General features: G+C 69.4%; 18 protein-coding genes and 1 pseudogene. 6 read left to right on the forward strand and 13 right to left on the reverse strand.

The genetic code is table 11. The annotated features are described in order from the left end of the window. Positions 1–108: 108 nt before the first annotated feature. The 5 genes from MUU77_RS13255 to hutU all read right to left on the reverse strand — a co-directional run bounded on the left by MUU77_RS13255 (position 109) and on the right by hutU (position 8,689). Positions 109–1,698 (reverse strand): alkaline phosphatase D family protein, encoded by a 1,590-nt coding sequence (locus MUU77_RS13255; RefSeq protein WP_245087728.1) that lies wholly within the window; start codon positions 1,696–1,698, stop codon positions 109–111. A gap of 102 nt (positions 1,699–1,800) precedes the next feature. Further along, positions 1,801–5,178, reverse strand: a complete 3,378-nt coding sequence (locus MUU77_RS13260; RefSeq protein ID WP_245087731.1) for a TonB-dependent receptor — start codon at positions 5,176–5,178, stop codon at positions 1,801–1,803. A gap of 91 nt (positions 5,179–5,269) precedes the next feature. Further along, positions 5,270–6,280, reverse strand: a complete 1,011-nt coding sequence (locus tag MUU77_RS13265; RefSeq protein ID WP_245087734.1) for a FecR domain-containing protein — start codon at positions 6,278–6,280, stop codon at positions 5,270–5,272. Further along, the gene (locus tag MUU77_RS13270) at positions 6,249–6,848 is read right to left on the reverse strand and encodes a sigma-70 family RNA polymerase sigma factor (RefSeq protein ID WP_245087737.1); all 600 of its coding nucleotides are present in this window, start codon (positions 6,846–6,848) and stop codon (positions 6,249–6,251) included. The genes MUU77_RS13265 and MUU77_RS13270 overlap by 32 nt, the downstream gene beginning before the upstream one ends. Positions 6,849–7,021: 173 nt before the next feature. After that, positions 7,022–8,689, reverse strand: a complete 1,668-nt coding sequence (gene hutU, locus MUU77_RS13275) for a urocanate hydratase (protein ID WP_245087740.1) — start codon at positions 8,687–8,689, stop codon at positions 7,022–7,024. A gap of 107 nt (positions 8,690–8,796) precedes the next feature. On the opposite strand from hutU, the pseudogene MUU77_RS13280 reads away from it, so the two are divergent. After that, positions 8,797–9,530 (forward strand): annotated as a pseudogene (locus tag MUU77_RS13280) (ThuA domain-containing protein). 42 nt (positions 9,531–9,572) lie between these two features. Here the strand turns inward: MUU77_RS13280 and MUU77_RS13285 are convergent. The 3 genes from MUU77_RS13285 to MUU77_RS13295 all read right to left on the reverse strand — a co-directional run bounded on the left by MUU77_RS13285 (position 9,573) and on the right by MUU77_RS13295 (position 10,854). Continuing rightward, positions 9,573–9,905 carry a hypothetical protein gene (locus MUU77_RS13285; RefSeq protein ID WP_245087743.1) on the reverse strand — a complete coding sequence of 111 codons (333 nt, stop codon included), beginning with the start codon at positions 9,903–9,905 and terminating at the stop codon, positions 9,573–9,575. Between the two features lie 86 nt (positions 9,906–9,991). Further along, a complete protein-coding gene (locus MUU77_RS13290) occupies positions 9,992–10,498 on the reverse strand; it encodes a DUF4440 domain-containing protein (protein WP_245087746.1) in 507 nt (168 codons plus the stop codon). 20 nt (positions 10,499–10,518) lie between these two features. After that, positions 10,519–10,854: a hypothetical protein gene (locus tag MUU77_RS13295; protein ID WP_245087749.1), complete on the reverse strand. Its 336-nt coding sequence runs from the start codon at positions 10,852–10,854 to the stop codon at positions 10,519–10,521. Positions 10,855–10,973: 119 nt separating this feature from the next. On the opposite strand from MUU77_RS13295, the gene MUU77_RS13300 reads away from it, so the two are divergent. The 3 genes from MUU77_RS13300 to MUU77_RS13310 all read left to right on the forward strand — a co-directional run bounded on the left by MUU77_RS13300 (position 10,974) and on the right by MUU77_RS13310 (position 14,365). Beyond that, positions 10,974–12,224, forward strand: a complete 1,251-nt coding sequence (locus MUU77_RS13300) for an ectonucleotide pyrophosphatase/phosphodiesterase (RefSeq protein WP_245087752.1) — start codon at positions 10,974–10,976, stop codon at positions 12,222–12,224. A gap of 49 nt (positions 12,225–12,273) precedes the next feature. Continuing rightward, entirely contained in the window at positions 12,274–13,773 is a 1,500-nt protein-coding gene (locus MUU77_RS13305; protein ID WP_245087755.1) for a DNA-3-methyladenine glycosylase 2, read from the forward strand. Between the two features lie 82 nt (positions 13,774–13,855). Further along, entirely contained in the window at positions 13,856–14,365 is a 510-nt protein-coding gene (locus MUU77_RS13310) for a methylated-DNA--[protein]-cysteine S-methyltransferase (RefSeq protein WP_280640375.1), read from the forward strand. A gap of 6 nt (positions 14,366–14,371) precedes the next feature. On the opposite strand, the gene MUU77_RS13315 is transcribed toward MUU77_RS13310, so the two are convergent. The 4 genes from MUU77_RS13315 to MUU77_RS13330 form a co-directional block, all read right to left on the reverse strand. Beyond that, complete coding sequence (locus tag MUU77_RS13315) at positions 14,372–15,133, reverse strand: LytTR family DNA-binding domain-containing protein (RefSeq protein WP_245087758.1); 762 nt, start codon at positions 15,131–15,133, stop codon at positions 14,372–14,374. Further along, positions 15,130–16,347 (reverse strand): histidine kinase, encoded by a 1,218-nt coding sequence (locus MUU77_RS13320; protein ID WP_245087761.1) that lies wholly within the window; start codon positions 16,345–16,347, stop codon positions 15,130–15,132. The genes MUU77_RS13315 and MUU77_RS13320 overlap by 4 nt, the downstream gene beginning before the upstream one ends. 2 nt (positions 16,348–16,349) lie before the next feature. Then, the gene (locus MUU77_RS13325) at positions 16,350–17,993 is read right to left on the reverse strand and encodes a serine hydrolase (protein WP_245087764.1); all 1,644 of its coding nucleotides are present in this window, start codon (positions 17,991–17,993) and stop codon (positions 16,350–16,352) included. Between the two features lie 126 nt (positions 17,994–18,119). Then, positions 18,120–19,376 carry a formimidoylglutamate deiminase gene (locus MUU77_RS13330; RefSeq protein ID WP_245087767.1) on the reverse strand — a complete coding sequence of 419 codons (1,257 nt, stop codon included), beginning with the start codon at positions 19,374–19,376 and terminating at the stop codon, positions 18,120–18,122. 83 nt (positions 19,377–19,459) lie between these two features. Between MUU77_RS13330 and MUU77_RS13335 the strand changes: the two genes are divergently transcribed. Both MUU77_RS13335 and hutI read left to right on the forward strand, forming a co-directional pair. Then, positions 19,460–19,651, forward strand: a complete 192-nt coding sequence (locus tag MUU77_RS13335) for a hypothetical protein (RefSeq protein ID WP_245087770.1) — start codon at positions 19,460–19,462, stop codon at positions 19,649–19,651. A gap of 1 nt (position 19,652) precedes the next feature. Beyond that, positions 19,653–20,879 (forward strand): imidazolonepropionase, encoded by a 1,227-nt coding sequence (gene hutI / locus MUU77_RS13340; protein ID WP_245087773.1) that lies wholly within the window; start codon positions 19,653–19,655, stop codon positions 20,877–20,879. A 65-nt stretch (positions 20,880–20,944) separates the two neighbouring features. On the opposite strand, the gene MUU77_RS13345 is transcribed toward hutI, so the two are convergent. Beyond that, positions 20,945–21,121 (reverse strand): 30S ribosomal protein THX, encoded by a 177-nt coding sequence (locus MUU77_RS13345; protein ID WP_185895485.1) that lies wholly within the window; start codon positions 21,119–21,121, stop codon positions 20,945–20,947. Positions 21,122–21,261 lie beyond the last annotated feature (140 nt).

Raw genomic sequence — 21,261 nt, forward strand, 5'->3', positions numbered from 1 at the left:
GCGAAAGCAGGCACGCCGCGCACCTCTTCGTCCGACCCCGCGGCCCGCATGACCTGCCGGGCGACGGGCCTGGACTCCGGAAGCGGCCGCGGCGTTCGATCATGGCGGTCATGCGCGCTGGATGCCCGGCTTGCCATGTTCCACCGCCAGGCGGGCGATCACGGTCTTCGTCCCTCCGGGGGCCGACACCTTGTCCACGCCGACCACCTCGGTACGCCACAGCCGGGGACCGATGTCGAAAACCTGGTAGCCACGGCGATCGTTGAGCAGGTGGGTGTGGGGATTCTGCGAGGGAACGTGTTCCCAGCCGGGGGGAATATCGCTGCCATCGCCTCCGGAGGCGATGGAGGTGGTGACGAACTCGGTCGCCACCGGCGTGCTGAGCGGATCGCCTTCCACGGAGGGGATCACGCCGGCATGATGCTTGTGCACGTCGCCGGTCGCGACCACGACATTGCCCAGCCTTCTTTCCCGCAGGGTGTCCACCAGGCGCGCGCGCGCCGCCGGATAGCCGCTCCAGGAGTCGGTGTTGGTGGGTCCGGATTTCCGGCTGTCCGGATAGGCGTAGGGCATCACCATCACCTGCTGCGCCAGCAGATGCCAGCGCGTGTCGCTGTCCAGGCCGGCGCCCAGCCACTGTTCCTGCGCACTGCCCAGCATGTGCTCCGCTCCGGCCAAGGCATCGGTGCGGCAGGGCCGGGTCATTCCCCGCTCGCACCGCTGCTTGCTGCGGTACTGCCGGGTGTCGAGCAGATGCACCCTCAGCGTCCGGCCATAGTCCAGCCGCCGATACAGCGTGATGCCGGCCTGCGGTGAGGGAAACAGCGCGCGCCGCACCGGCATGTTCTCGTACCAGGCCTGCATGGCGGCGAATTTCCGCAGTGCGAAGACTTCGGGAGGCGTGCCGTCCTGGTCGAGCGCAGCGGCCCAGTTGTTGTCGAACTCGTGGTCGTCCCAGGTGGACAGGAAGGCGGTGGCGGCGTGGGCGGCCTGCAGGTCGGGATCGTGCTTGTACTGCGCGTAACGCCGGCGGTAGTCGTCCAGCGTGTAGATCTCGCCGCCCGCATGCCTGCGGTCCACGCGCCTGCCACTGTTGTCGACAAGGGACAGCGCGCCCTCCTTGCCCGCCCCCTCGTAGATGTAGTCGCCGTAGTGGAACACCGCATCCAGGTCCTGTTCCTGGCTCAGGTGGCGGTAGGCGGTGAACAGCCCGGCTTCGTGGTGCTGGCAACCGGCCACGCCGATGCGGACGCGCTGCGGCCCATCCCCTGCCGCGGGTGCGGTACGCACCGTTCCCACGGGACTGGGCGGCTGTCCTGCCACGTGGAAGCGGTACCAGTAGGGACGCCGTGGCCGCAGCCCCTGCACTTCCACATGGATGCTGTGGCCAAGCTCGGGGCGTGCCAGGGCTTCTCCCCGGCGCACGACCGTGGCAAAGGCCTCGTCCTCGGCGACTTCCCAGCGCACGGGAACCGTGAGCATGGGCATGCCGGCGTGTTCGTCCAGCGGCCGCGGCGCCAGGCGCGTCCAGATCACGAAGCCATCCGGCGCCGGATCGCCTGATGCGACGCCCAGCAGGAACGGGTACGCGGGAAAGGGCGCGGAAGCCCACACGCGCGCGGCCTGGCCCAGGCCCGCGAACATGGCCAGGCGGCCGGCGGCCTGCAGGAAGGTGCGGCGATCGAATCGGGTAGACATGGGGGATGGGTCTGTTGTCCGGAAGTGGAGACGAGGCATGGCGCGGCGCCCTGCCGCAGGCAACCCGCACCCGCGGCATGCACGCCTGTGGCCATCGGAGGCCTAGAAGCGCGCCCGGATGCCGAGCGATGCGCGACGGCCGCTGGTGATGTAGATCTGGCTGTGGTGGCCGCCCGCCCCCAGTCCGACCGGACCGTTGGAATAGACGGTGTGGCGGTTCTGGTCGAACAGGTTGTTGGCGCTGAAGTACACCTCCAGCCCCAGCCAGTTGTCGCGGGTCTTGGGAATGAGGGTGTAACTGCCGGACAGGTTCACCTCCAGGTAGTCGTCGAAGGGCTGTTCCTGGACGACCGAATAGGCGCCGTTGCCGTTGTTCACGGTCACCGCGCTGGTCGGGCCGCGATCCTTCTCGTCGCTCCACACGCTGTTGAGGTTCAGGCGTATGGGGCCGTACTTCCAGCCGAAGCCCAGGCCCGCCACCTGCTGGGCCACGCGCGAGAGCTTCTTCGACGGGTGGGTGTTGGTGAAATGCCCGCGCAGGGTCAGCCCGCTCAATGGACCCGGCAGGTAGTCCATGGCGTGGTTGAACTCGAACTCGTAGCCGTTGACGGTGATGTCCGCCGCGCTGTTGGTCGCGGTGCTGACCAGGTCGACGGGCTCGTCGCCGTCGTAGCCGAACTCCTCCGGCGTCAGCGTGGCCGTATCGATCAGGTCCTTGATGCGGTTGTGGAACACGCCGAACGCCACCAGCCCGACCGGCTCGAAGTACTGCGTCGCGCGCAGGGAGAAGTTGTCCGAGTACTCCGGCTTCAGGCTGGCATTGGGCGCGCTGAGCACGTTCCCGTCTTCGGTGCCGTAGGCGATGGACCACACGCCGGCCAGGTCGCCGACCTCCGGACGCATGATGGTCTTGCTGTAGCCTGCATGGATATCCAGGCTGTCGGTCACGCTGTACTTGAGCGACGCGCTGGGAAAGAAATCGTCGTAGCGGCCCTCGGTCTGCTTCCGCGGGTTGGTCAAGTACTGGTACTTCAGGCCCTCGACCGTGGCGGCCCGGCCCGTGGCCGCGGACACCGCATAGCCGGCGGCGCGCACCTGCTCGGGGCTGAGCGGGTCGAAGTCGTGGCCGATCTCACGGGTCCGCTCCCAGCGCAGGCCGGCCTGGCCCTTCAGCCGCTCGGTGAAATCCGCGGTTCCCATGAAATAGAGCGAGGTGATCCGTTCGTCCAGCTCGTTCACGTTCGCGATATGGGCGTTGTACCACTGCGCGGGCGTCTCGCTGCGTATCCACTGCTCGGGATTGGCCTGCATCATCTGGTGGATCCTGGCCAGGCTGTAGAGGTATACGTCGCCGCCGCTCAAGGTCCGGATGTCCATGCCGCTCTCGCCGCCATGCCATACGTTCCGGCTCTGCACGGCGCGCAGGAACTCGGCGTTGCTCAACGGGCCGTTGTAGGTCCAGATGTTGGCGTCGGAGGTGTTGCCGAACTCGTAGCCGGCACGGGTGGCCTTGACGCCGGTCTTCCAGGTGACCGGAATGCGGCCGATGTCCTGGTAGAACTCGACGTTGAGCGCACCGCCCCGGTAGTCCAGCTCGGCCGAACTGCCGCTGGTGGTGCGGATGGACGGCCGGGTGGATGCACCGAGCGCGCCGGCATACGACCCCAGCGTGAAGGCGTCGGGGCTGGCCCAGTCGATGCCGTCGATCTGCTGGATCTGCCAGTCCTGATGCATCCAGTCGCTGCGCGAGGCGCTGTAGTTGCCGCGCGCGCTCAGGGTATTCAGCAGATTGGAGACCTGTCCCTTCTTGACCGAGTCGTACCGGCTGGTGGACGTGGCGGAGAACAGGTTGCCATCCACTTTCAGGTTCTCGTTCTGCCAGACGAAGCTGGGCACGAAGTTGCGCGAGTAGCCGACCTTGTAGGTGTAGCTGTGGTTCAACGCCAATGTGTTGGTGCTGGCGGGATAGCGCGTGGTCCAGTCCAGCGAGGGGTCGCCTTCATGCGGATTGGCGGTGGTCGCGCGGCCATTGGTGAAGGTGGGCGTGATGGTGTTGGGATCGATGTCGCCGCGGCTCAGGTTGGCCGAGAGCGACAGGATCAGCGTGTCGGTCGCCTTGAAGTCCGCATTGAAGGACGCGACACGCCGGTTGTATTCGCGGTCGTAGCCCGACGCGGCGATCGACGTCACCGCGTAGGGATAGGGACTGGTGGCCGTGGCCACGTAGTTGCGGCCGGCCGTGATCTGCGCCTGTTCCACCAGGTTGGTGATGCTGCTGATGCCGGCCGCGATGCCGAGGCGCTTGTCGAAGAATACGTCCGAATAGGTGATGGAGCTGCTGGGCAGCCACTTGGTGTCGTAACCGCCTTCCATCCACCCGGTGTTCCTGCTGTCCCACAGGCCGGAATGCGTGGTGCCGCCGAGGGACACGACGACCCGCCGCCCCTTGGCGTCGAACGCCTTCCTGGTCCGGATGTCGATGGTGCCTGCCGGCGCGTTCGCATCCATGTCCGCGGACGTCGTCTTGTTGATGCTGATCGAGTCCACGCCCGCCAGCGCGCTCTGTTCGAAGCTGAAGGTGCGCGAGCTGGACGAGTTGGCGTCTATCCCGGGAAGACTGACGCCGTTGAGCGTCACGCCCGTGTACTTGGCCGGCAAACCGCGCAGGCTGATGTTGCGCGGCGCATCGTCGGCCACCACGTCGAAATCCACACCGGGCATGTACTTGAGGAACTCGCCCGGGTTGCCGTCGCCGATCTCGCCGAAGCTGTCGGCCGACAGCGTGTTGGTGATGTTCATGGCGGCACGCTGCTCCATGATGGCCCTGGCATCGCCCTCGCGCACCCCGACCACCTGCAGCGAATCCAGCGTACGCGCGCCGGCGTTGCCCGCCTCCACCGACGTGCTGCGCAACTGGAACTCCAGGCGCTCGCGTTCGTCCGGCTCCAGCTCGATGGTGCGACGCTCCTCGTGGAAGCCGGTGTAGCTCACCGTCACCTCCACCGTGCCGGCCAGCACGCCGGTGAGCTGGAATTCGCCCCGCTCGCCCGAATGGACCACGCGGGTGCCGGCACGGCTGGTGATGCGCACGACGGCATCCCGGAGATAGCCGCCCGTCGCCGGATCCAGCACGCTGCCGAGCACCGTTCCGCTTCCCATGCCCGGCTCGCCGGAACGCGAGGGCTGCAACAGGATCACGCGACCGTCGTCGGACTTGACCTCCAGGCCGGTATCGCGCAACAAGGCACGCAACGTCTGCCGCGCATCGCCTTCGCCCACCACCGCCTGCGTATTGACCCCATCGAGCGCATCCGCGGGCGCGATGATCTGCAGCTGCGCCTGGCGCGCGAACTCCGGGATACCGGTTACTGCCGGCTGCGTGGGGACATTGAACGGGCGCCGTTGCGCCATGGCAGGCGGCGCGGACGCCAGCGCTATCGCGACGGCGGTGGCCAGCAGGAGCTTCTTGCAGCGAATCATCGGGCGAACACTCGCATTGTTGGCCGCAGGAATTGCGGACCTCCAATGCTTGAGACGCCATGGCCCGGCTTCCGCCATGCGTCATGAAAATTTAATCTTCCGGAACGATGACGATCTCGCGGCTGGTTTCCTGCCGCACGTCTGCGCCGAACACGTCCGCCACCGCGCGACTGAACCCTGCCGGATTGTTGGCGGCGAACAGGCCGGTGATGGACGCATTCGCCAGGCGCGGGTCGGGAATGACGATACGGACATCGCTGTAACGCGCGAAGGCTTCGGCCGCTTCGGCCAGGCGCTCGCCGTGGAAAGCGAGCTTGCCCTCGCGCCACGCCAACTCGCGCTGCATCTGGTCCGCCGACAGCGATGCCACCTCGATGCGGCCGGACGCCGTCTTCCACGATCCACGCTGGTGCGCCGCCAGTGCGTTCACGGCTCCTTCGGGCGCAGGCAGGCCCACTTCGCCGTCCTGCACGACGACCTGGGCCGGCTGGCCATCGAGTTTGCGCACCACGAAGGCGGCAGCGCCCGCACGCAGTCGCAGTCCTTCGATCTCCACCAGCAGGGGCTCGCCACTTCCGGACGCTTCCACGAACACCTCACCGCTGCGGACCCTCACGCGCAGGCGGCGCTCCTCTTCATACACATCGACGCGGCTTTCGGTGTTGAGGGTGAGCGTCGAACCATCGGCCAGCGGGACCCGGCGCATCTCTCCCTTCGCGGTCGCGTAGGCCACCGGCATCGGCATGCTGGCGACCACCAGCACGAACAGCAGGATCGACGCCGCCAGCGCAGCGAGCCCTCGACGCACCGCCGGCGCGGCGCGCCGCGGTGCGCGATGCGGGCGATGAATCCCGCGCGGGCTGGCAGGCCCGCGCGCCGGCTCCTGCCGGCACAGCTCCGGCGGGAGCGTCGCGTTGGCGATGACGTCGGGGCGGTGCCACAAGGCCTGCGCACGGATGAACGCGCCGCGCCTGCGCGCATCGCCGCTCAGCCAGCGCTGCAGCTCCTCCTGTTGCCGGCCATCGAGCGGCCCGCGATCCATGCGCGCGACCCACTGCGCGGCCTTCCGCTCAATCGCCTGACTGGTTTCGCGACCGTCCATAGGTCCTCCTGGTGTCCCGACCACTTCCCTGGGAGACATGGGGCACCCCGTTTCCGCCATCGCCCAGCCGCTCGCCCAGCCATCGGATGCCCCGCGCGATGTGTTTCTCGACGGTGTTCTCGGAAATCCCCATGCGCTGGGCGATCTCCCGCTGGGGCAGCGCATGGATGCGGCGCAGGACGAAGGCCTGGCGGGCCTGTCCGGGCATGCCCGCGATCAGGTCGGCCAGCTGGCGCAGATCGTCCCGGCCCATGGCGTCGCGTTCGGGCGTGGCCGCCTTGTCGGCCAGTTCGACGTTCCCCAGTTCCTCGATCGCCAGGATCGGCACGATCCGCGCGCGACGGATGTTGCGCAACATCAGCGAGTGCGCCACCTGGAACAGATAGGCGCGCGGATTGAGGATGTCGTCCAGCCGCTCGCGTTCCAGGAGCAGGGCGTAACTTTCCTGGATGATGTCCAATGCGTCCGGCTCCTGCACCCGCAGCCGTGTCAGCCAGCGCCGCAGGGACGCCTCGTGGGGCAGGATATTGACCGCGAACCAATGCGCGCGCCCGGCATCGTCGGGCACGGCCTGTTCGACCTGGGGTTGGAGCGGCAAGACGGTTCCCCGAGCGTGCCTTGGGGGAGAGCAGGCACGACCGGTTCATTCTGGGCAGCGGGGATGACGCGGATATGACGGTGTGCCGCACCCGAAGGACGGCCTGCCGTGACGGGCCGCCTGCGACCACGACAGGCGATGGTTCACACCATCGGCAACTTCAATCCCTGCTCCTTCGCGCACTGCACGGCGATGTCGTAGCCGGCATCGGCATGGCGCATGACGCCGGTGCCCGGATCGTTCCACAGCACGCGGGCGATGCGCTTGTCGGCTTCCTCCGTGCCGTCGCACACGATGACCACGCCCGAATGCTGCGAGTAGCCCATGCCCACGCCACCGCCGTGGTGCAGCGACACCCAGGTGGCGCCGCCGGCGACGTTGAGCATCGCGTTGAGCAAGGGCCAGTCGCTGACCGCGTCGCTGCCGTCCTTCATCGCTTCGGTCTCGCGGTTGGGCGAGGCCACGCTGCCCGAATCGAGGTGGTCGCGGCCGATCACCACTGGCGCCTTCAGTTCGCCCTTGCGCACCATCTCGTTGAACGCCAGGCCCAGCTTGTGGCGCAGGCCCAGGCCGACCCAGCAGATGCGCGCCGGCAGGCCCTGGAAACTGATGCGCTCGCGCGCCATGTCCAGCCAGCGGTGCAGGTGCGCATCGTCGGGGATCAGTTCCTTGACCTTGGCATCGGTCCTGTAGATGTCTTCCGGGTCGCCGCTCAGGGCGACCCAACGGAACGGGCCCACGCCGCGGCAGAACAGCGGGCGCACATAGGCCGGTACGAAGCCGGGGAAATCGAACGCGTTCTTCAGGCCCTGGTCGAACGCCATCTGGCGGATGTTGTTGCCGTAGTCGAAGGTCGGCACGCCCATCTTCTGGAACGCCAGCATCGCCTCGACATGCACGCGCATGGACTGCTTGGCCGTATCGCGCACGCGCTCGGGTTCGGCCTTCTGTTCGGCCAGCCACTGTTCCACCGTCCAGCCGATGGGCAGGTAGCCGTGCACGGGGTCGTGCGCGCTGGTCTGGTCGGTGACGGCATCCGGACGCACGCCGCGCTTCACCAGTTCCGGCAGGATCTCCGCGGCGTTGCCGAGCAGTGCGATGGACTTGGCCTGGCCGGCCGCGGTGTACTTGGCGATGCGCGCCAGGGCGTCGTCGAGGTCGGCGGCCTGCTCGTCCACGTAGCGCGTGCGCAGGCGCATGTCGATGCTGGACTGGCGGCATTCGATGTTGAGCGAACTGGCGCCGGCCAGCGCCGCCGCCAGCGGCTGCGCGCCGCCCATCCCGCCGAGGCCGGCGGTGAGGATCCACTTGCCGGCCAGGTCGCCGCCGTAGTGCTGGCGCCCCATCTCGACGAAGGTCTCGTAGGTGCCCTGCACGATGCCCTGGCTGCCGATGTAGATCCACGAGCCGGCCGTCATCTGGCCGTACATCATGAGGCCCTTTCTATCGAGTTCGTTGAAGTGTTCCCACGTGGCCCAGTGCGGCACCAGGTTGGAATTGGCGATCAGCACGCGCGGCGCATCGGGATGGGTGGGAAAGATGCCGACCGGCTTGCCGGACTGCACCAGCAGGGTTTGGCTGTCGTCGAGTTCGCGCAGCGATTCCAGGATGGCGTCGTAGCAGGCCCAGTCGCGCGCGGCGCGGCCGATACCGCCGTACACCACCAGCGAGGTCGGGTCTTCGGCCACTTCCGCGTCCAGGTTGTTCTGCAGCATCCGGTACGGCGCCTCGCTGAGCCAGGACTTGCAGGCCAGCGTGTTGCCGCGCGGGGCGCGGATGACGCGGGAAGCGTCGTGGCGGGGATCGGACATGACAGGTTCCAGATGCAGGGATGCGGCCATTATCGACGGGAGGCCCCACCCTGCGCGAGCCGCGGCGATGTTGCAGTGCGCGAAGGCGTGCATGGCAGAATCGCGCCATGAACGTCCTCCGCCCCGCTTTCCCGGCCCTCCTGGTGGCTGGCCTGCTGTCCGCCGCGTCCGTGCCGGCCGCCCCACCCGACCGCATCCTGGTGTTCACCAAGACCGCGGGCTTCCGCCATGACGCCATTCCGGCCGCCGTGGAAGCGCTACGGCGCCTGGCCGCCGACGAAGGCATGGGGCTGGACCACACCGAGGATGCGCAGGCGTTCAGTCCGGCCAATCTGGCGCGCTATCGCGCGGTGGTGTTCGCGAGCACCACGGGCGACGTGCTGGATGAAGCGCAGCAGACGGCGATGGAAGGCTTCGTGCGCCGGGGGGCGGCTTCATCGGCCTGCATGCGGCAGCGGACACGGAGTACGACTGGCCATGGTATGGCCGGCTGGTGGGCGCGTACTTCAGGAACCATCCGCCGGGCCTGCAGTCCACGCACGTGCAGCCGGAACGCGATGGCAAGCCGGTGGGCACGCGCTGGCCGATCACCGACGAGTTGTACAACTACCGCACCCATCCACGCGGACAGGTGCGGGTGATCGCCACGGTGGACGAGCGGTCATACGAAGGCGGCACGATGGGCGCCGACCACCCCATCGCCTGGTGCCATGCGTTCGATGGCGGTCGCGGCTGGTACAGCGGGCTGGGGCACGATGCGGCGGTGTACGCCGACCCGCACTTCATCGCCCAGTTGCGGGGCGGCCTGCGCTACGCCGCGGGGCGTTCGGACGACTGCTGACCCCTTGGCCATCCGCACGCCCGGAAGCAGCGACAGCCATCCTCAACGAATCGAGGGGTCCAGGGTACGCAAGGCCTCGGCCAGGCTTGGCTGACCCGTGCGGTCCAGATCGTCCTTCGAGTAGGAGCGCCCGGGCTGGCCGTTGCACGCGGTCCTGGCATCGCGCTGGCGGATGCGGCTGCCGGTCTGCCGGATGCAGCGGGCCTCGGACAGGCGCGGCTGGTCCTCGCTCTTCGACGGCATGGCGGCCGACGCGGCGACATCCGCCGGCGGGTCCGCGACCGGCACGGCCTGCTGCGTGGGTGCGGGGGACTGGGCCTGCGCGGTGGCCGCCATCAGGCAGGCGGCGAAGGCCAGAAGAGGCAGAGGCTTCATGGGGAGGCTCCGGGAGGGCTTGGTCAACACGGTACGCGCCGGTGCGCGCCCGCGTCGCAGGCTTCCGACCTGCGTTCAGCGGCTCCTCATTCGGCCGGACACTGCGCCCTGCGGCCCTCGTGGAAGCGCTGGATGGCCGCCGCATCGGCCTTCTGCGGCGACACGCCGTCGTCGAACAGGACGCGCCACACGCCATCGTCGCCCCGGTACCAGACCGAGCCGAAGCGGCCGATGCGGCTTTCCCCGGTGTTGGGATCTTCGTACAGCGCCGGCCCGCTGGAATACGCCGTGCGGCCATCGCCGCCCAGGGTCACCACGGCGGGGTACCAGCTGAGCTTCAGCGTCGTACCCTGGATGAGCGGCGTCCACTCGCGGGTGATGGCGTCGCGCCCGCGCGTGGGTGTCCGGCTTACGCCGAACGCGGCCTGGGGATGCAGGTGCTCGGCAAAGGCCACGGCGTCGTGGTCGGCGACGGATCGGGCGAAGCTGAGCTCGCGCTGCCAGACCTGGCAACGGGCGCCGGCGTCTTCGGCCGGCGCCGCGGCGGCTTGCGCCGCCGCAACGGCCAGCATCACGACAAGGGCGCGCGACACAGGGAGCACGTTGGCCCTGCTCAATGGGTCACGACGAAAACCTGACCCGGCATACGGTTGGCGCAGCGCTGATCCGCCTTGTCGCGCCAGATCAGCCGCGACCCGGTGCTCTGGACGCATTCTCCCTCTTGGCCGCCGCGGCCATCGCCAGTGGACGCACCGTTGACGTAAACGATCCGGGCGGGTCGCCGCTTCTGCAACTCGGGTTCGTTCACCACGATCTTGAGGCGAGGGCGGGGCTTGTCACCCGCCACATCGGTCCCGGGGGGCGACTTCACGTCACCCAGCGTATAAGCCGTCGCCATGACCGGGGACAGCAACGCGACAGCCAGCAACGCTTTCCATGTCTTGCTCATACGGCCTCCTCGTGGGTTCCTGCGCGCAGCATCGGGGCCGGCGGGAGGGGTGTCAACCGCCTGAACCGGTCACATGCCCGTGCGATACTCAGGACTGACCCACGATCCTCAACCCCGCCTTGCGATCGACGCTTCTGTTGCTGGCATTGGCCCTGTTCCTGGGCGGATGCAACTCCCGGCCCGACACCCGGCCGTCGCGCACGCCGCACAGCGTCGTGCTGATCTCCATCGACGGCCTCCCCGCCCGCGCCTTGCAGCATGGCAACACCCCGCACCTGGACGCCCTGGCGGCCGAGGGCGTGCGGGCCGCCTGGATGAACCCCTCCTACCCGGTGCTGACCTTCCCCAATCACTTCACCCTGGTGACAGGATTGCGGCCCGATCGCCATGGGATCATCCACAACAGCATGCATGACCAGGCCGTCGGCGGCTTCCGGGTGGCCGACAAGGCCGCGGGAGCGGATGCGCGCTGGTGGCAGGGCGAACCGATCTGGAACACGGCAGAGAAAGCCGGCCTGCGTACGGCCATCTGGGCCTGGCCCGGCAACGCGGCGCCCATCGGCGGCCGGCGGCCCACGCGCTGGGTGCCCTACTCGCCCGAGGTCAGCGCAGCCGACCGCGCCGATCAGGTCGCGGGCTGGCTGATCGAACCCACGGCCACACGCCCGAGCCTGGCCGCGCTGTATTTCGAGCGCGTGGACAACGTCGGCCACGACAAGGGTCCGGACGCGCCCGAAACGCAGGCGGCGATCCGCGAAGTCGACGCCGCCGTGGGCCGCATCGTGCAGACACTGGAGGCGCGTGGCCTGCGCGCGACGACCGACGTGGTGGTGGTATCCGACCACGGCATGGCGCCGGTGCGGCCGGAACAGTACATCGCGCTGGAGGACATGGCGACGATCGAGCAGGCCGAAGCGGTGAGCACCGGCCAGGTGATCGGCTTCAATCCGCGCCCAGGCCACGAGGCCGACGTCGAACAGCGACTGCTGGGTCGCCACGACCATTACCAGTGCTGGCGCAAGCAGGATCTGCCCGCACGCTGGCATTACGGCACGCATCCGCGCGTCCCGGCGATCGTCTGCCAGTTCGACGAGGGCTGGAACGGATTGCCGGCGGCGCAGTTGCGCCGTACACCGCGGGCGCAGTTGAACCGCGGTTCGCATGGCTACGACAACGCATTGCCGTCGATGCGGGCGGTGTTCATCGCCGCCGGCCCCAGCTTCCGTCGGGGCGCCACGCTGCCGGCCTTCGACAACGTCGACGTGTATCCGCTGCTGGCGGAACTGCTGGGCCTGGCGCCCGCACGCAACGACGGAACCGCGGATACCTTCAAGCCGGTGCTCATGCCGCGGACGGCACCGGCGCATTGATGTCCGGAAACGGTGAGTCGGCGCGTGGATGCGGTGCTAGCCTGCGTCCATGCTCCCGACCGATGCCAGCGCCCTGCCCGACCGCCACGTCTGCGAACAGGCGCGGCTGAGCCGCGACGCACGCTTCGACGGACTGTTCTTCACCGCGGTCACCAGCACACGGATCTACTGCCGCCCCGTATGCCCGGCGCCCGCGCCCAAGCCCCGCAACATCGTCTACTACCGCCACGCGGCGGCCGCAGAGGCCGCGGGCTTCCGCCCCTGCCTGCGCTGCCGGCCGGAACTCGCCCCCGGTGACGGCACCTGGCGCCGGGGCGACGAAGTGGTGGCGCGCGCACTCACGTTGATCGACCAGGGCGCACTGGTCGACGCGCCGTTGTCGGACCTGGCGCAGCGCGTGGGCCTGGGCGAACGGCACCTGCGCCGGCTGTTCAGCGACCGGCTGGGCGCCACGCCGGCCCAGGTGCACGGCACCCGCCGCCTGCTGTTCGCCAAGCAGTTGCTGACCGAGACCACGCTGCCGGTCACCCAGGTGGCGCTGGCGGCGGGCTTCGGCAGCCTGACCCGCTTCAACACGGCCTTCCGCGCCGAATACCGGATGGCGCCGCGCGACCTGCGCAAGCGCGAACTGCCGGTCGCCCGCGACGCGATGACGCTGCGCCTGGGCTACCGGCCGCCGTACGATTTTGGCGCCATGCTCGATTTCCTGCGCGGGCGCGCACTGCCGAGCGTCGAAGTCGTCGACGAGGTGAGCTATCGGCGCGTGATCGGCACGCCGGATACGCCAGGCTGGCTGCGGGTCAGCGCCTGGGACGAAGACACGCATGCGCTGAAGCTGGAACTGCACGGGGGTGCGGCGGCGGACCTGCTGCAGATCGTCAACCGCCTGCGGCGCATGTTCGACCTGGATGCCGATCCGCAGGCGGTTGCCGCGGCGCTGGGCCACGACGACCGCCTGCGCCCCTTGCTGGATGCGCGGCCGGGCCTGCGCCTGCCCAGCGGTTGGGACGGTTTCGAGATCGCGGTGCGTGCGGTGATCGGCCAGCAGGTCAGCGTGGCCGCCGCGCGCACGCTGACGGCGCGCCTGGCGCAGCGGCATGGAACACCGCTGGCGATCCCGTTCGAGGGACTGACGCATCTGTTCCCGGCACCGGAAACGCTGGTGGATGCCGACCTGACCGAGATCGGCCTGACCCGTGCGCGGGCCGAGACGATCCGCGGGCTGTCGCGCGCACTACTCGATGGCCGCGTCGACTTCCGGCCCGAGCGCACGCTGGAGGATTTCACCGCGCGCTGGGTCGCCCTGCCCGGCATCGGCCCGTGGACGGCGCACTACATGGCGCTGCGCGCGCTCGGCCATCCGGATGCGTTCCCCGCCGACGACCTGGTGCTGCAGAAGGCCGTGCCCACCGACGGCACGCGGATGACGGCCAAGGCGCTGACCGCGCGCGCGGAGGCCTGGCGGCCCTGGCGTGCCTATGCGGTGATCCATGTGTGGAAGGGCAGTATGCCGGCGCAGAAGGCAATGCCTTCTGTGGGAGCGACGTGAGTCGCGACCGGGATACTTCGGGTCGCAACAGCATTTCATTCTTGCGGTCGCGACTCATGTCGCTCCTACATCGAACGCTCTTATGCTCCCCACCATGATCCTCTACCGCGAATTCGACAGCCCCGTGGGCACACTCACCCTCGCCGCGACGGACGCGGGCCTGCATGCCATCGAATTCCCGCGCAACCGCCATCCGGCAGACCGTGAGGGTTGGACACCGGGCGATCATCGCGTACTCGACCTGGCGGCGCGCCAGCTGGACGACTACTTCGCCGCCAGGCGGTGCGTGTTCGACCTGCCCCTGGCACCGCGCGGCACCGACTTCCAGCGCACCGTGTGGATGACGCTCGCAGGGATCGGCTACGGCGAAACGATCAGCTATGCGCAGCTGGCCCAGCGCGTCGGCAGGCCCACCGCCATGCGTGCGGTGGGCGCGGCGAACGGGCGCAATCCGTTGCCCATCGTGTTGCCCTGCCACCGCGTGATAGGCGCGGACGGTGCGCTGACGGGGTTCGGCGGCGGCCTGCCGACCAAGCAGTTCCTGCTGGAACTGGAAGGCGCCCTGCCGAAGTCCCGCGACCTGTTCGGCTGAGCGCGGTCACATCCCGCGGAAGCGCTGCTGGAACGCGCCGCTGACCGGCAGCACGTCCTTGCGCCCCTTCACGCTGAGCTGGTGGCGGCCCAGTTCGTCCTTGCGCACGCGGTCGATGGCCTGCACGCGCACCAGCACCCCGCGATGCACCTGCCAGAACACGTCCGGATCCAGGCCGCCAAGCAGTTCTTTCAACGACATGCGGATGATGGCTTCATCATCGGCGGTCACCACGCGCACGTACTTGTCCTGCGCCTGGAAGAACAGCACCTCGTCGATGGCGATCATGCGCACGCTGTCGCCGACGCTGGCGGTGATCCAGCGGATCAGGCGGTCGCCCTGCGGCCGCAGGCGCGCCTCCAGGTCGTCGATCAGCGAGCGCATGTCCGGTACGCGCGCCTCGGCCAGGCGCGCCCGCATGCGCTCCACCGCCTGCGCCAGCCGCGCGTCCTGCACCGGCTTCAGCAGGTAGTCCGCCGCACCCGCCTCGAAGGCGCGGATGGCGTAGTCCTCGTACGCCGTGGTGAACACGACCAGCCCACCCTGCGCCACCACCTGCCGGGCGACGTCCAGCCCGCTGACGCCCGGCATGCGGATGTCGAGGAAGGCCACGCGCGGACGATGCCGGGTGACGGCGTCCAGCGCCGAGAGTCCGTCCTCACAGACGGCCACCAGCTCCAGCTCCGGCCATGCCGTGCGCAACTGCTGCTGCAGCGCGCGCCGCTGCGGCGCCTCGTCCTCGGCGATCAGGGCGGTGACGACATTCATGCGGCAGGCCCCAGCGGCACGCGGATCTCCGCGCAGACGCCACGACCCTCGGCGGCCGGCGACAGGACGAAGGCCGCGCGCGCACCGTAGCGTGCCGCCAGTTGTTCGCGCACGTTCGCCAGGCCCATGCCGGTGCTCAGGCCAGGCTGAAGACCGGCGCCATCGTCGCGCACCTGCACGCGCAGGGTGTCGCCATCGCGCGCCGCTTCCACCTCGATGCGCCCCGGACCGGGCCGTGGTTCGATGCCGTGCTTGATCGCATTCTCCACCAGCGTGATCAGCAGCGACGGCGGAAACGGCGCCGCACGCAGCACCTCGTCGGCGCGCACCGCGTAGTCCAGGCGTCCCCCCATGCGCACCCGCATCAGTGCCAGGTAGCTGCTGCAGAGGTCGAGCTGCTGGCCGAGCGTGGCGTGCAGGCCGCGGTCGTCGCGCAGCTTGGGGATGGTGGCGCGCAGGAAATCGACCAGCGCATCCAGGGTCGCTTCGGCCTGGGCCGGATCCTGCCGCACCAGTGCACGGACCGATGCCAGCGTGTTGAACAGGAAATGCGGCTCCACCTGCGCCTGCAGCACCCCCAGGCGCAGGTCCGCCTCATGCACGCGGCTTTCCAGGGCGCTCAGTTCGCGCACATGGTGGTGCTCGTCCCAGCGGCGATGTTCACTGAAGTACGCGCGCAGGGCCAGGCCGCCACCGAACAGACCGTAGATCACCACCAGCGCCGCCACATTGATGGCCAGTCCGATCGCCTTCACCACCGGTGAGAGCACCGGTGGCTTGACGGCCAGGCCGGCGGCGGCCAATTCCGGTTTGACCAGTTGGTCGATGTACGACGAAGCCACCCGGTCGACGAAGAAGCTGAGCACCATGCCGGCCAGCACGGCCACCACCACGGCCTTGCGCTCCCACGCGACCGGCCAGCCGCGATGGCGCACTGCCGTGGCCAGAGCCGGGCCCAGCGTCGCCATCAGGCTGAAGGCGATGAACTGGGTGATGCCGACCCTGATCGCGATGCCGGGGTCCTGCAGGGCCACGCCGGTGCCCGTGCCGATGAACGCGGCGACCACCGCGATCACGCTGCAGAACAGCAGGCTGCGGCCCATCAGCCAGCGCAGGCCGAACACCGGATACTGGCGGTAGCGGCTCCATACCGCGTTCCCACCCACCAGTACTTCGGCCGGCAGCTTCTGCCGCAGCGGGTAGGTCCGCTCCATGCTTACTTCCTTTCTCCGCGCAGCTGCTGGCCCGCCTGCTTCAGCGTCAGCGCGACCACCTTGCCGGCCGCATCGCGCTCGAAGCGGATCTCCGCGCCCACGGCATCCATCACGAAGACATCGCGCTCCACCGCCTGCACGGGCAACGCGGGCTGGCCGGTGCCCTGGATGGTCAGGGTGTCGCCCTGCGCCTTCACGGCGAGCGAGAACGCGGGCATGAGCGGGTAATCGCCCTCATAGTCGCGCAGGGCAGCGGCGTCGGGCTTCATCGCCGGCTGCGACGCGGCGGCATCGATGCGCTTGGCCGGCAGCGCGGCGCCCATCTGCATCCAGGTGAAGGACTGGCCTTCCGCCGTGCGCCGCGGGCGCAGCACGGCATCGAATTCGCGCGGATAGAAATCGCCCGCACTGTCGTAGCCCATCGCATACGCGCCCTGACCGGCCGGCTGGATCTCCAGGGCGTCGCCCTGTCGGCGCAGCGCCATCTTCATGCCGCCCGCGAGCTCGTATTCGCCTGCCAACGCATCCAGCAGCGTGCCGTCCGGCCTGGCTTCATGCCGCGGCGCGCCCAGCGGAAAGCTGGCATCGACCAGGTGCAGACCCAGGGACCCCAGGCTGCCGATCGAATTCCAGGTGGTGTCGGACAGGATCACCACGCCACGCTGCTTCTCGATGTCGAAGGATACGAACGAGGAGAAGCCGCCGGTACCCCCCTCGTGCACGTGCACCGTACGCCCGCCCACGGGCATCAGCATCCAGTTCATCGCCATCGGCGGCGAATCCGATACCTGCTGCTGCGAGCGCTGCAGCGCCGCCGAAATGGACGTGGCCCCGCCCCCCAGTTGGCCCTGCACGTAGCGCACCATGTCATCGAGGGTCGCGCGCACGCCGCCCACGCCGGCGAGATTGGTCTGGAAATGCCAGGCCGGCGTGGCGCGCGCGTTCGGCGTATGGCCCACCGCCGCGCGCACGCCGTCCGGCGCCGCGTTGACGTAGGCATGGCGCATGCCCAGCGGCGCGAACAACCGCTGCTTCAGCAGGGTTTCCAGGTCGGTGCCCGCGCGGCGGGCGACAGCGTACGACAGCACCATCGAGGCGAAGTTGGAATACTCGGACTTCGTGCCCGGCGCCGCGGTGAGCGTGACATCGCCCAGCGAGGCGAGCAGTGCCGTTTCGTCCAGTTTCGCGTACGGATCGGTCATGTCGGCCGCGCCCATGCGCGAGGGCAGCGCCGGCAGGCCGGAGGTGTGGGTGACGATGTGGCGCAGCAGGATGGGCTTGCCCTGGTAGTCGGGCAGCTTCGTGCCCTGCGGGAGCCAGGCCGACAGCGGATCGTCCAGCGAACCCTTGCCCTGCGCGATCAGGTCGGCCAACAGCGCCGCCGTCATGGTCTTGCTGACCGAGCCGATCTCGAACGCGCTGTCGGGCCCGATGCGCGACGTCTCCTTAGGATCCGCGCACTGGTAGGTGCGGGCGACCGTGCCGGCCTCCACGACCGCCACCGCCATGCAGGCACCGGTGCGGTCGCCCTGCAGGCGTTGCTTCACCGTGCCGGCCAGGGCCTGGTCGGTCATCGCATGGGCGGGCGTGAAGACGGTAAGGCCGGCAGCGGCCAGGGTGATGGCGAGCGAATGGGCGTAGGCCATGGCGGTGCTCCTGAGGGGTCGGTCGCCATGCTGTCGAAGGAGGTCGCCACGCGTGCGGGTCTGCGACGGGCGGGCCGCCGGTAACGACGAACCCGGCGATCCGGACGATGGCCGCCGCGGCATGCGTCAGTCCTCCAGCAACCGGCGCACCGTCGCGCCGTAACGGCGCGCGATGGCCTCATGGTCGACATGGCGTCCATCCACCACCTTGTCGCGGCCGCTTACCCGGACCGATCGGACCAGCCGCCGGTTGCCTGCGAACAGCCAGCGGTCCACCAGGTCCTCCGGGGTGGCACCGGCCAGCACCGGGGCGTCCGCATCCAGCCAGACGGCGTCCTGCGGATCCGGCGCGGGGCCGGTGGCATCTCCGGCGCTGTCCAGCACCCCTGCCAGCAGGGTGCGGCCCACCCGGGGCGAGCCCGGCAGCACCGCGATGTTGCGATGGCGTGTGACCAGTCGCTGGCCGTACTCCAGCCAGCGCAGTTCCTCCACCGGCGACACGGAGACATGCGAATCCGAACCGATGCCCCAGCGTCCGCCCGCCTGCAGGTAGTCGCGCAGCGGGAACAGGCCGTCGCCGAGGTTCGCTTCCGTCGTGGGGCAGATCGCGACGGTGGCGCCACTGGCGGCGACGCCGCGCGTTTCCTCGTCCGTCAGGTGGGTGGCATGCACCAGCGTCCAGCGCCGGTCGACAGCGAACTCGCGCAACAGCCACTCCACCGGGCGCGCGTTGCGCAGCGCCAGGCAATCCTGCACCTCGCCCACCTGCTCGGCGATGTGGATATGCACGGGCGCCTCGGCCGGCAGTGCCACCAGCACCTGGCGCATCGCCGCTTCCGGCACGGCCCGCAGGCTGTGGAACGCGCAGCCCACGCGCAGCGATTCATCCTGTAGCGGGCGCAGGGTGTCGAGCAGGCGGAGGAATCCGTCCACATCGTGGCCGAAGCGCTGCTGGCGCGCCGACAGCGCGCGACCATCGAAGCCGCCTGTCATGTACAGCACCGGCAGCAGGGTCATGCGGATGCCGGTATCGCGGGCGGCGGCCACCAGCGCCCTGGACATGGCCGCGGGGTCTTCGTACGGCGTGCCGTCGGGCCGATGGTGCACGTAGTGGAACTCGCACACATGCGTGTAGCCGGCTTCCAGCATTTCGGCGTACAGCTGCGCCGCCACCGCGTAGGTGCTCTCCGGCGTCATCCGCGCGGCGAAGCGGTACATGATCTCGCGCCAGGTCCAGAAGCTGTCTTCCGGGTGGGTCTGGTGCTCGGCCAGTCCCGCCATGGCCCGCTGGAAGGCGTGCGAATGCAGGTTGGCGATGCCCGGCACGCGCCAGCCGGCGTCGGTGGCGACGATCTGGCCAGCAAGGGGATCGGTGTTCGGCATGGCGGTGCTTGCGGCGGCGACGGGGTGCGTTAGGCTACCGCGTCACCCACGCCAAGACACGCCCGCGCAGGTCGCCCACCTCCATGCTTGCCATCGTCCTTTCACTGGTCGCCGTCGCCATCGCGCTGATGGTGGTCTTCATCGCGCTGCAGGCGAAGAAAAATGCGGGCCGTGCCGCCGAGGGTGCGGGCGAAAGCGCGACCGACCCCGTGCCCGCCACGCACGGCGATGGCGGGTGCGCGTCCGATGCGGGCGATGGCGGCGGGGGCGACTGACGTGGACACGCGCTGGGACGGCCTGCTGGTCAACGCACGCCTGGTCACCCTGGCCGGCGATGCGGGCTATGGCGCGATCGAAGACGGCGCGCTGGGCTGGCGCGACGGCGTGCTCGTCTTCGCGGGCCACCGTGCGGACCTGCCGGCGCCCCCCGCGTCGCTGGCCGATGACATCGTGGACGCGCAGGGCGAATGGGTGACGCCCGGCCTGGTCGACTGCCACACCCACGTGGTGTTCGGCGGCGACCGCGCCGGTGAGTTCGAGCAGCGCCTGCAGGGGGCAAGCTACGAAGACATCGCACGCGGCGGCGGCGGCATCGTCTCGACCGTGCGCGCCACCCGCGCCGCCAGCGAAGACGAGCTGTTGGCGCAATCGCTGCCGCGCGCACGCGCGCTGCGCGACGACGGCGTGACCACGCTGGAGATCAAGTCCGGCTACGGGCTGGACCTGGACAACGAGCGCAAGATGCTGCGCGTGGCGCGCCGGATCGGCGATGCGCTCGGCATCGCGGTCCGTACCACCTTCCTGGGCGCGCATGCACTGCCGCCGGAGTTCGCCGGACGCGCAGACGACTACATCGATGCCGTGTGCCGCTGGCTGCCCGCCCTGCACGCGGAGGGCCTGGTGGATGCGGTGGATGCGTTCTGCGAGCGCATCGGATTCACGGCCGGGCAGACGCAGCGCGTGTTCGGAACCGCCCGCGCGCTCGGCCTGCCGGTGAAACTGCATGCCGACCAGCTGAGCGACGGCGGCGGCGCGGCGCTGGTGGCCGGCTTCGATGGCCTGTCCGCGGACCATGTCGAGTACACCTCGGAGGCTGGCGTGGCGGCGTTGAAGCGCTCCGGCAGCGTCGCCGTGCTGCTGCCCGGCGCCTTCCACGTGCTGCGCGAGACCCGACTGCCGCCGCTGGAGGCGTTCCGCGCGCAGGGCGTGCCGATGGCGGTGGCCACCGACTGCAATCCCGGCACCTCGCCCCTGCAGTCGCTGCGGCTGGCCATGTCGCTGGCCTGCACCCATTTCCGTCTGACGCCGGAGGAGGCGCTGCGCGGCGCCACCGTGCACGCGGCCCGGGCGCTGGGCCTGGCCGACAGGGGGCGTCTTGCGGCCGGACAGCGAGCGGACTTCGTGCGCTGGCGCATCGGCCAACCGGCACAGCTGGCCTACTGGCTGGGGGGCGACCTGGTGTCGGCCGTCCATGTCGGCGGCCGTGTCATCGTCGCCGCCTAGAAAACGAAAACCCCGGCGATGGCCGGGGTTTCCTGTCGCAACCGGCCGTGCCGGTGCGCATGGCGTCACGCCTTGGCGACAGCCTTCTTGGCCACGGCCTTCTTCGCCGGCGCCTTCACCACCGACTTCTTGGCGGTGGCGGTAGCCGCCACGCCGGCCTTGGCCACGGCGTGCTTGCGCGCATTGCCGTAGCTGGACGAATAGCGCTTGCCCTTGGCCGTCTTGCGATCACCCTTGCCCATCTTTGTTCTCCTGATTCATTGAAAAGTCCGCCCTGGACGGGGCGATGCGCGGGCATCCACAGCTCGGGGGCGCCGCGCGCGAGGCCGCAAAGCCTACCACAGCGGGCCCCTCCGGGCCCGCCGCCGGTCCTGGAGGAAGG

Source organism: Pseudoxanthomonas sp. F37 (assembly GCF_022965755.1).
GTDB lineage: Bacteria > Pseudomonadota > Gammaproteobacteria > Xanthomonadales > Xanthomonadaceae > Pseudoxanthomonas_A.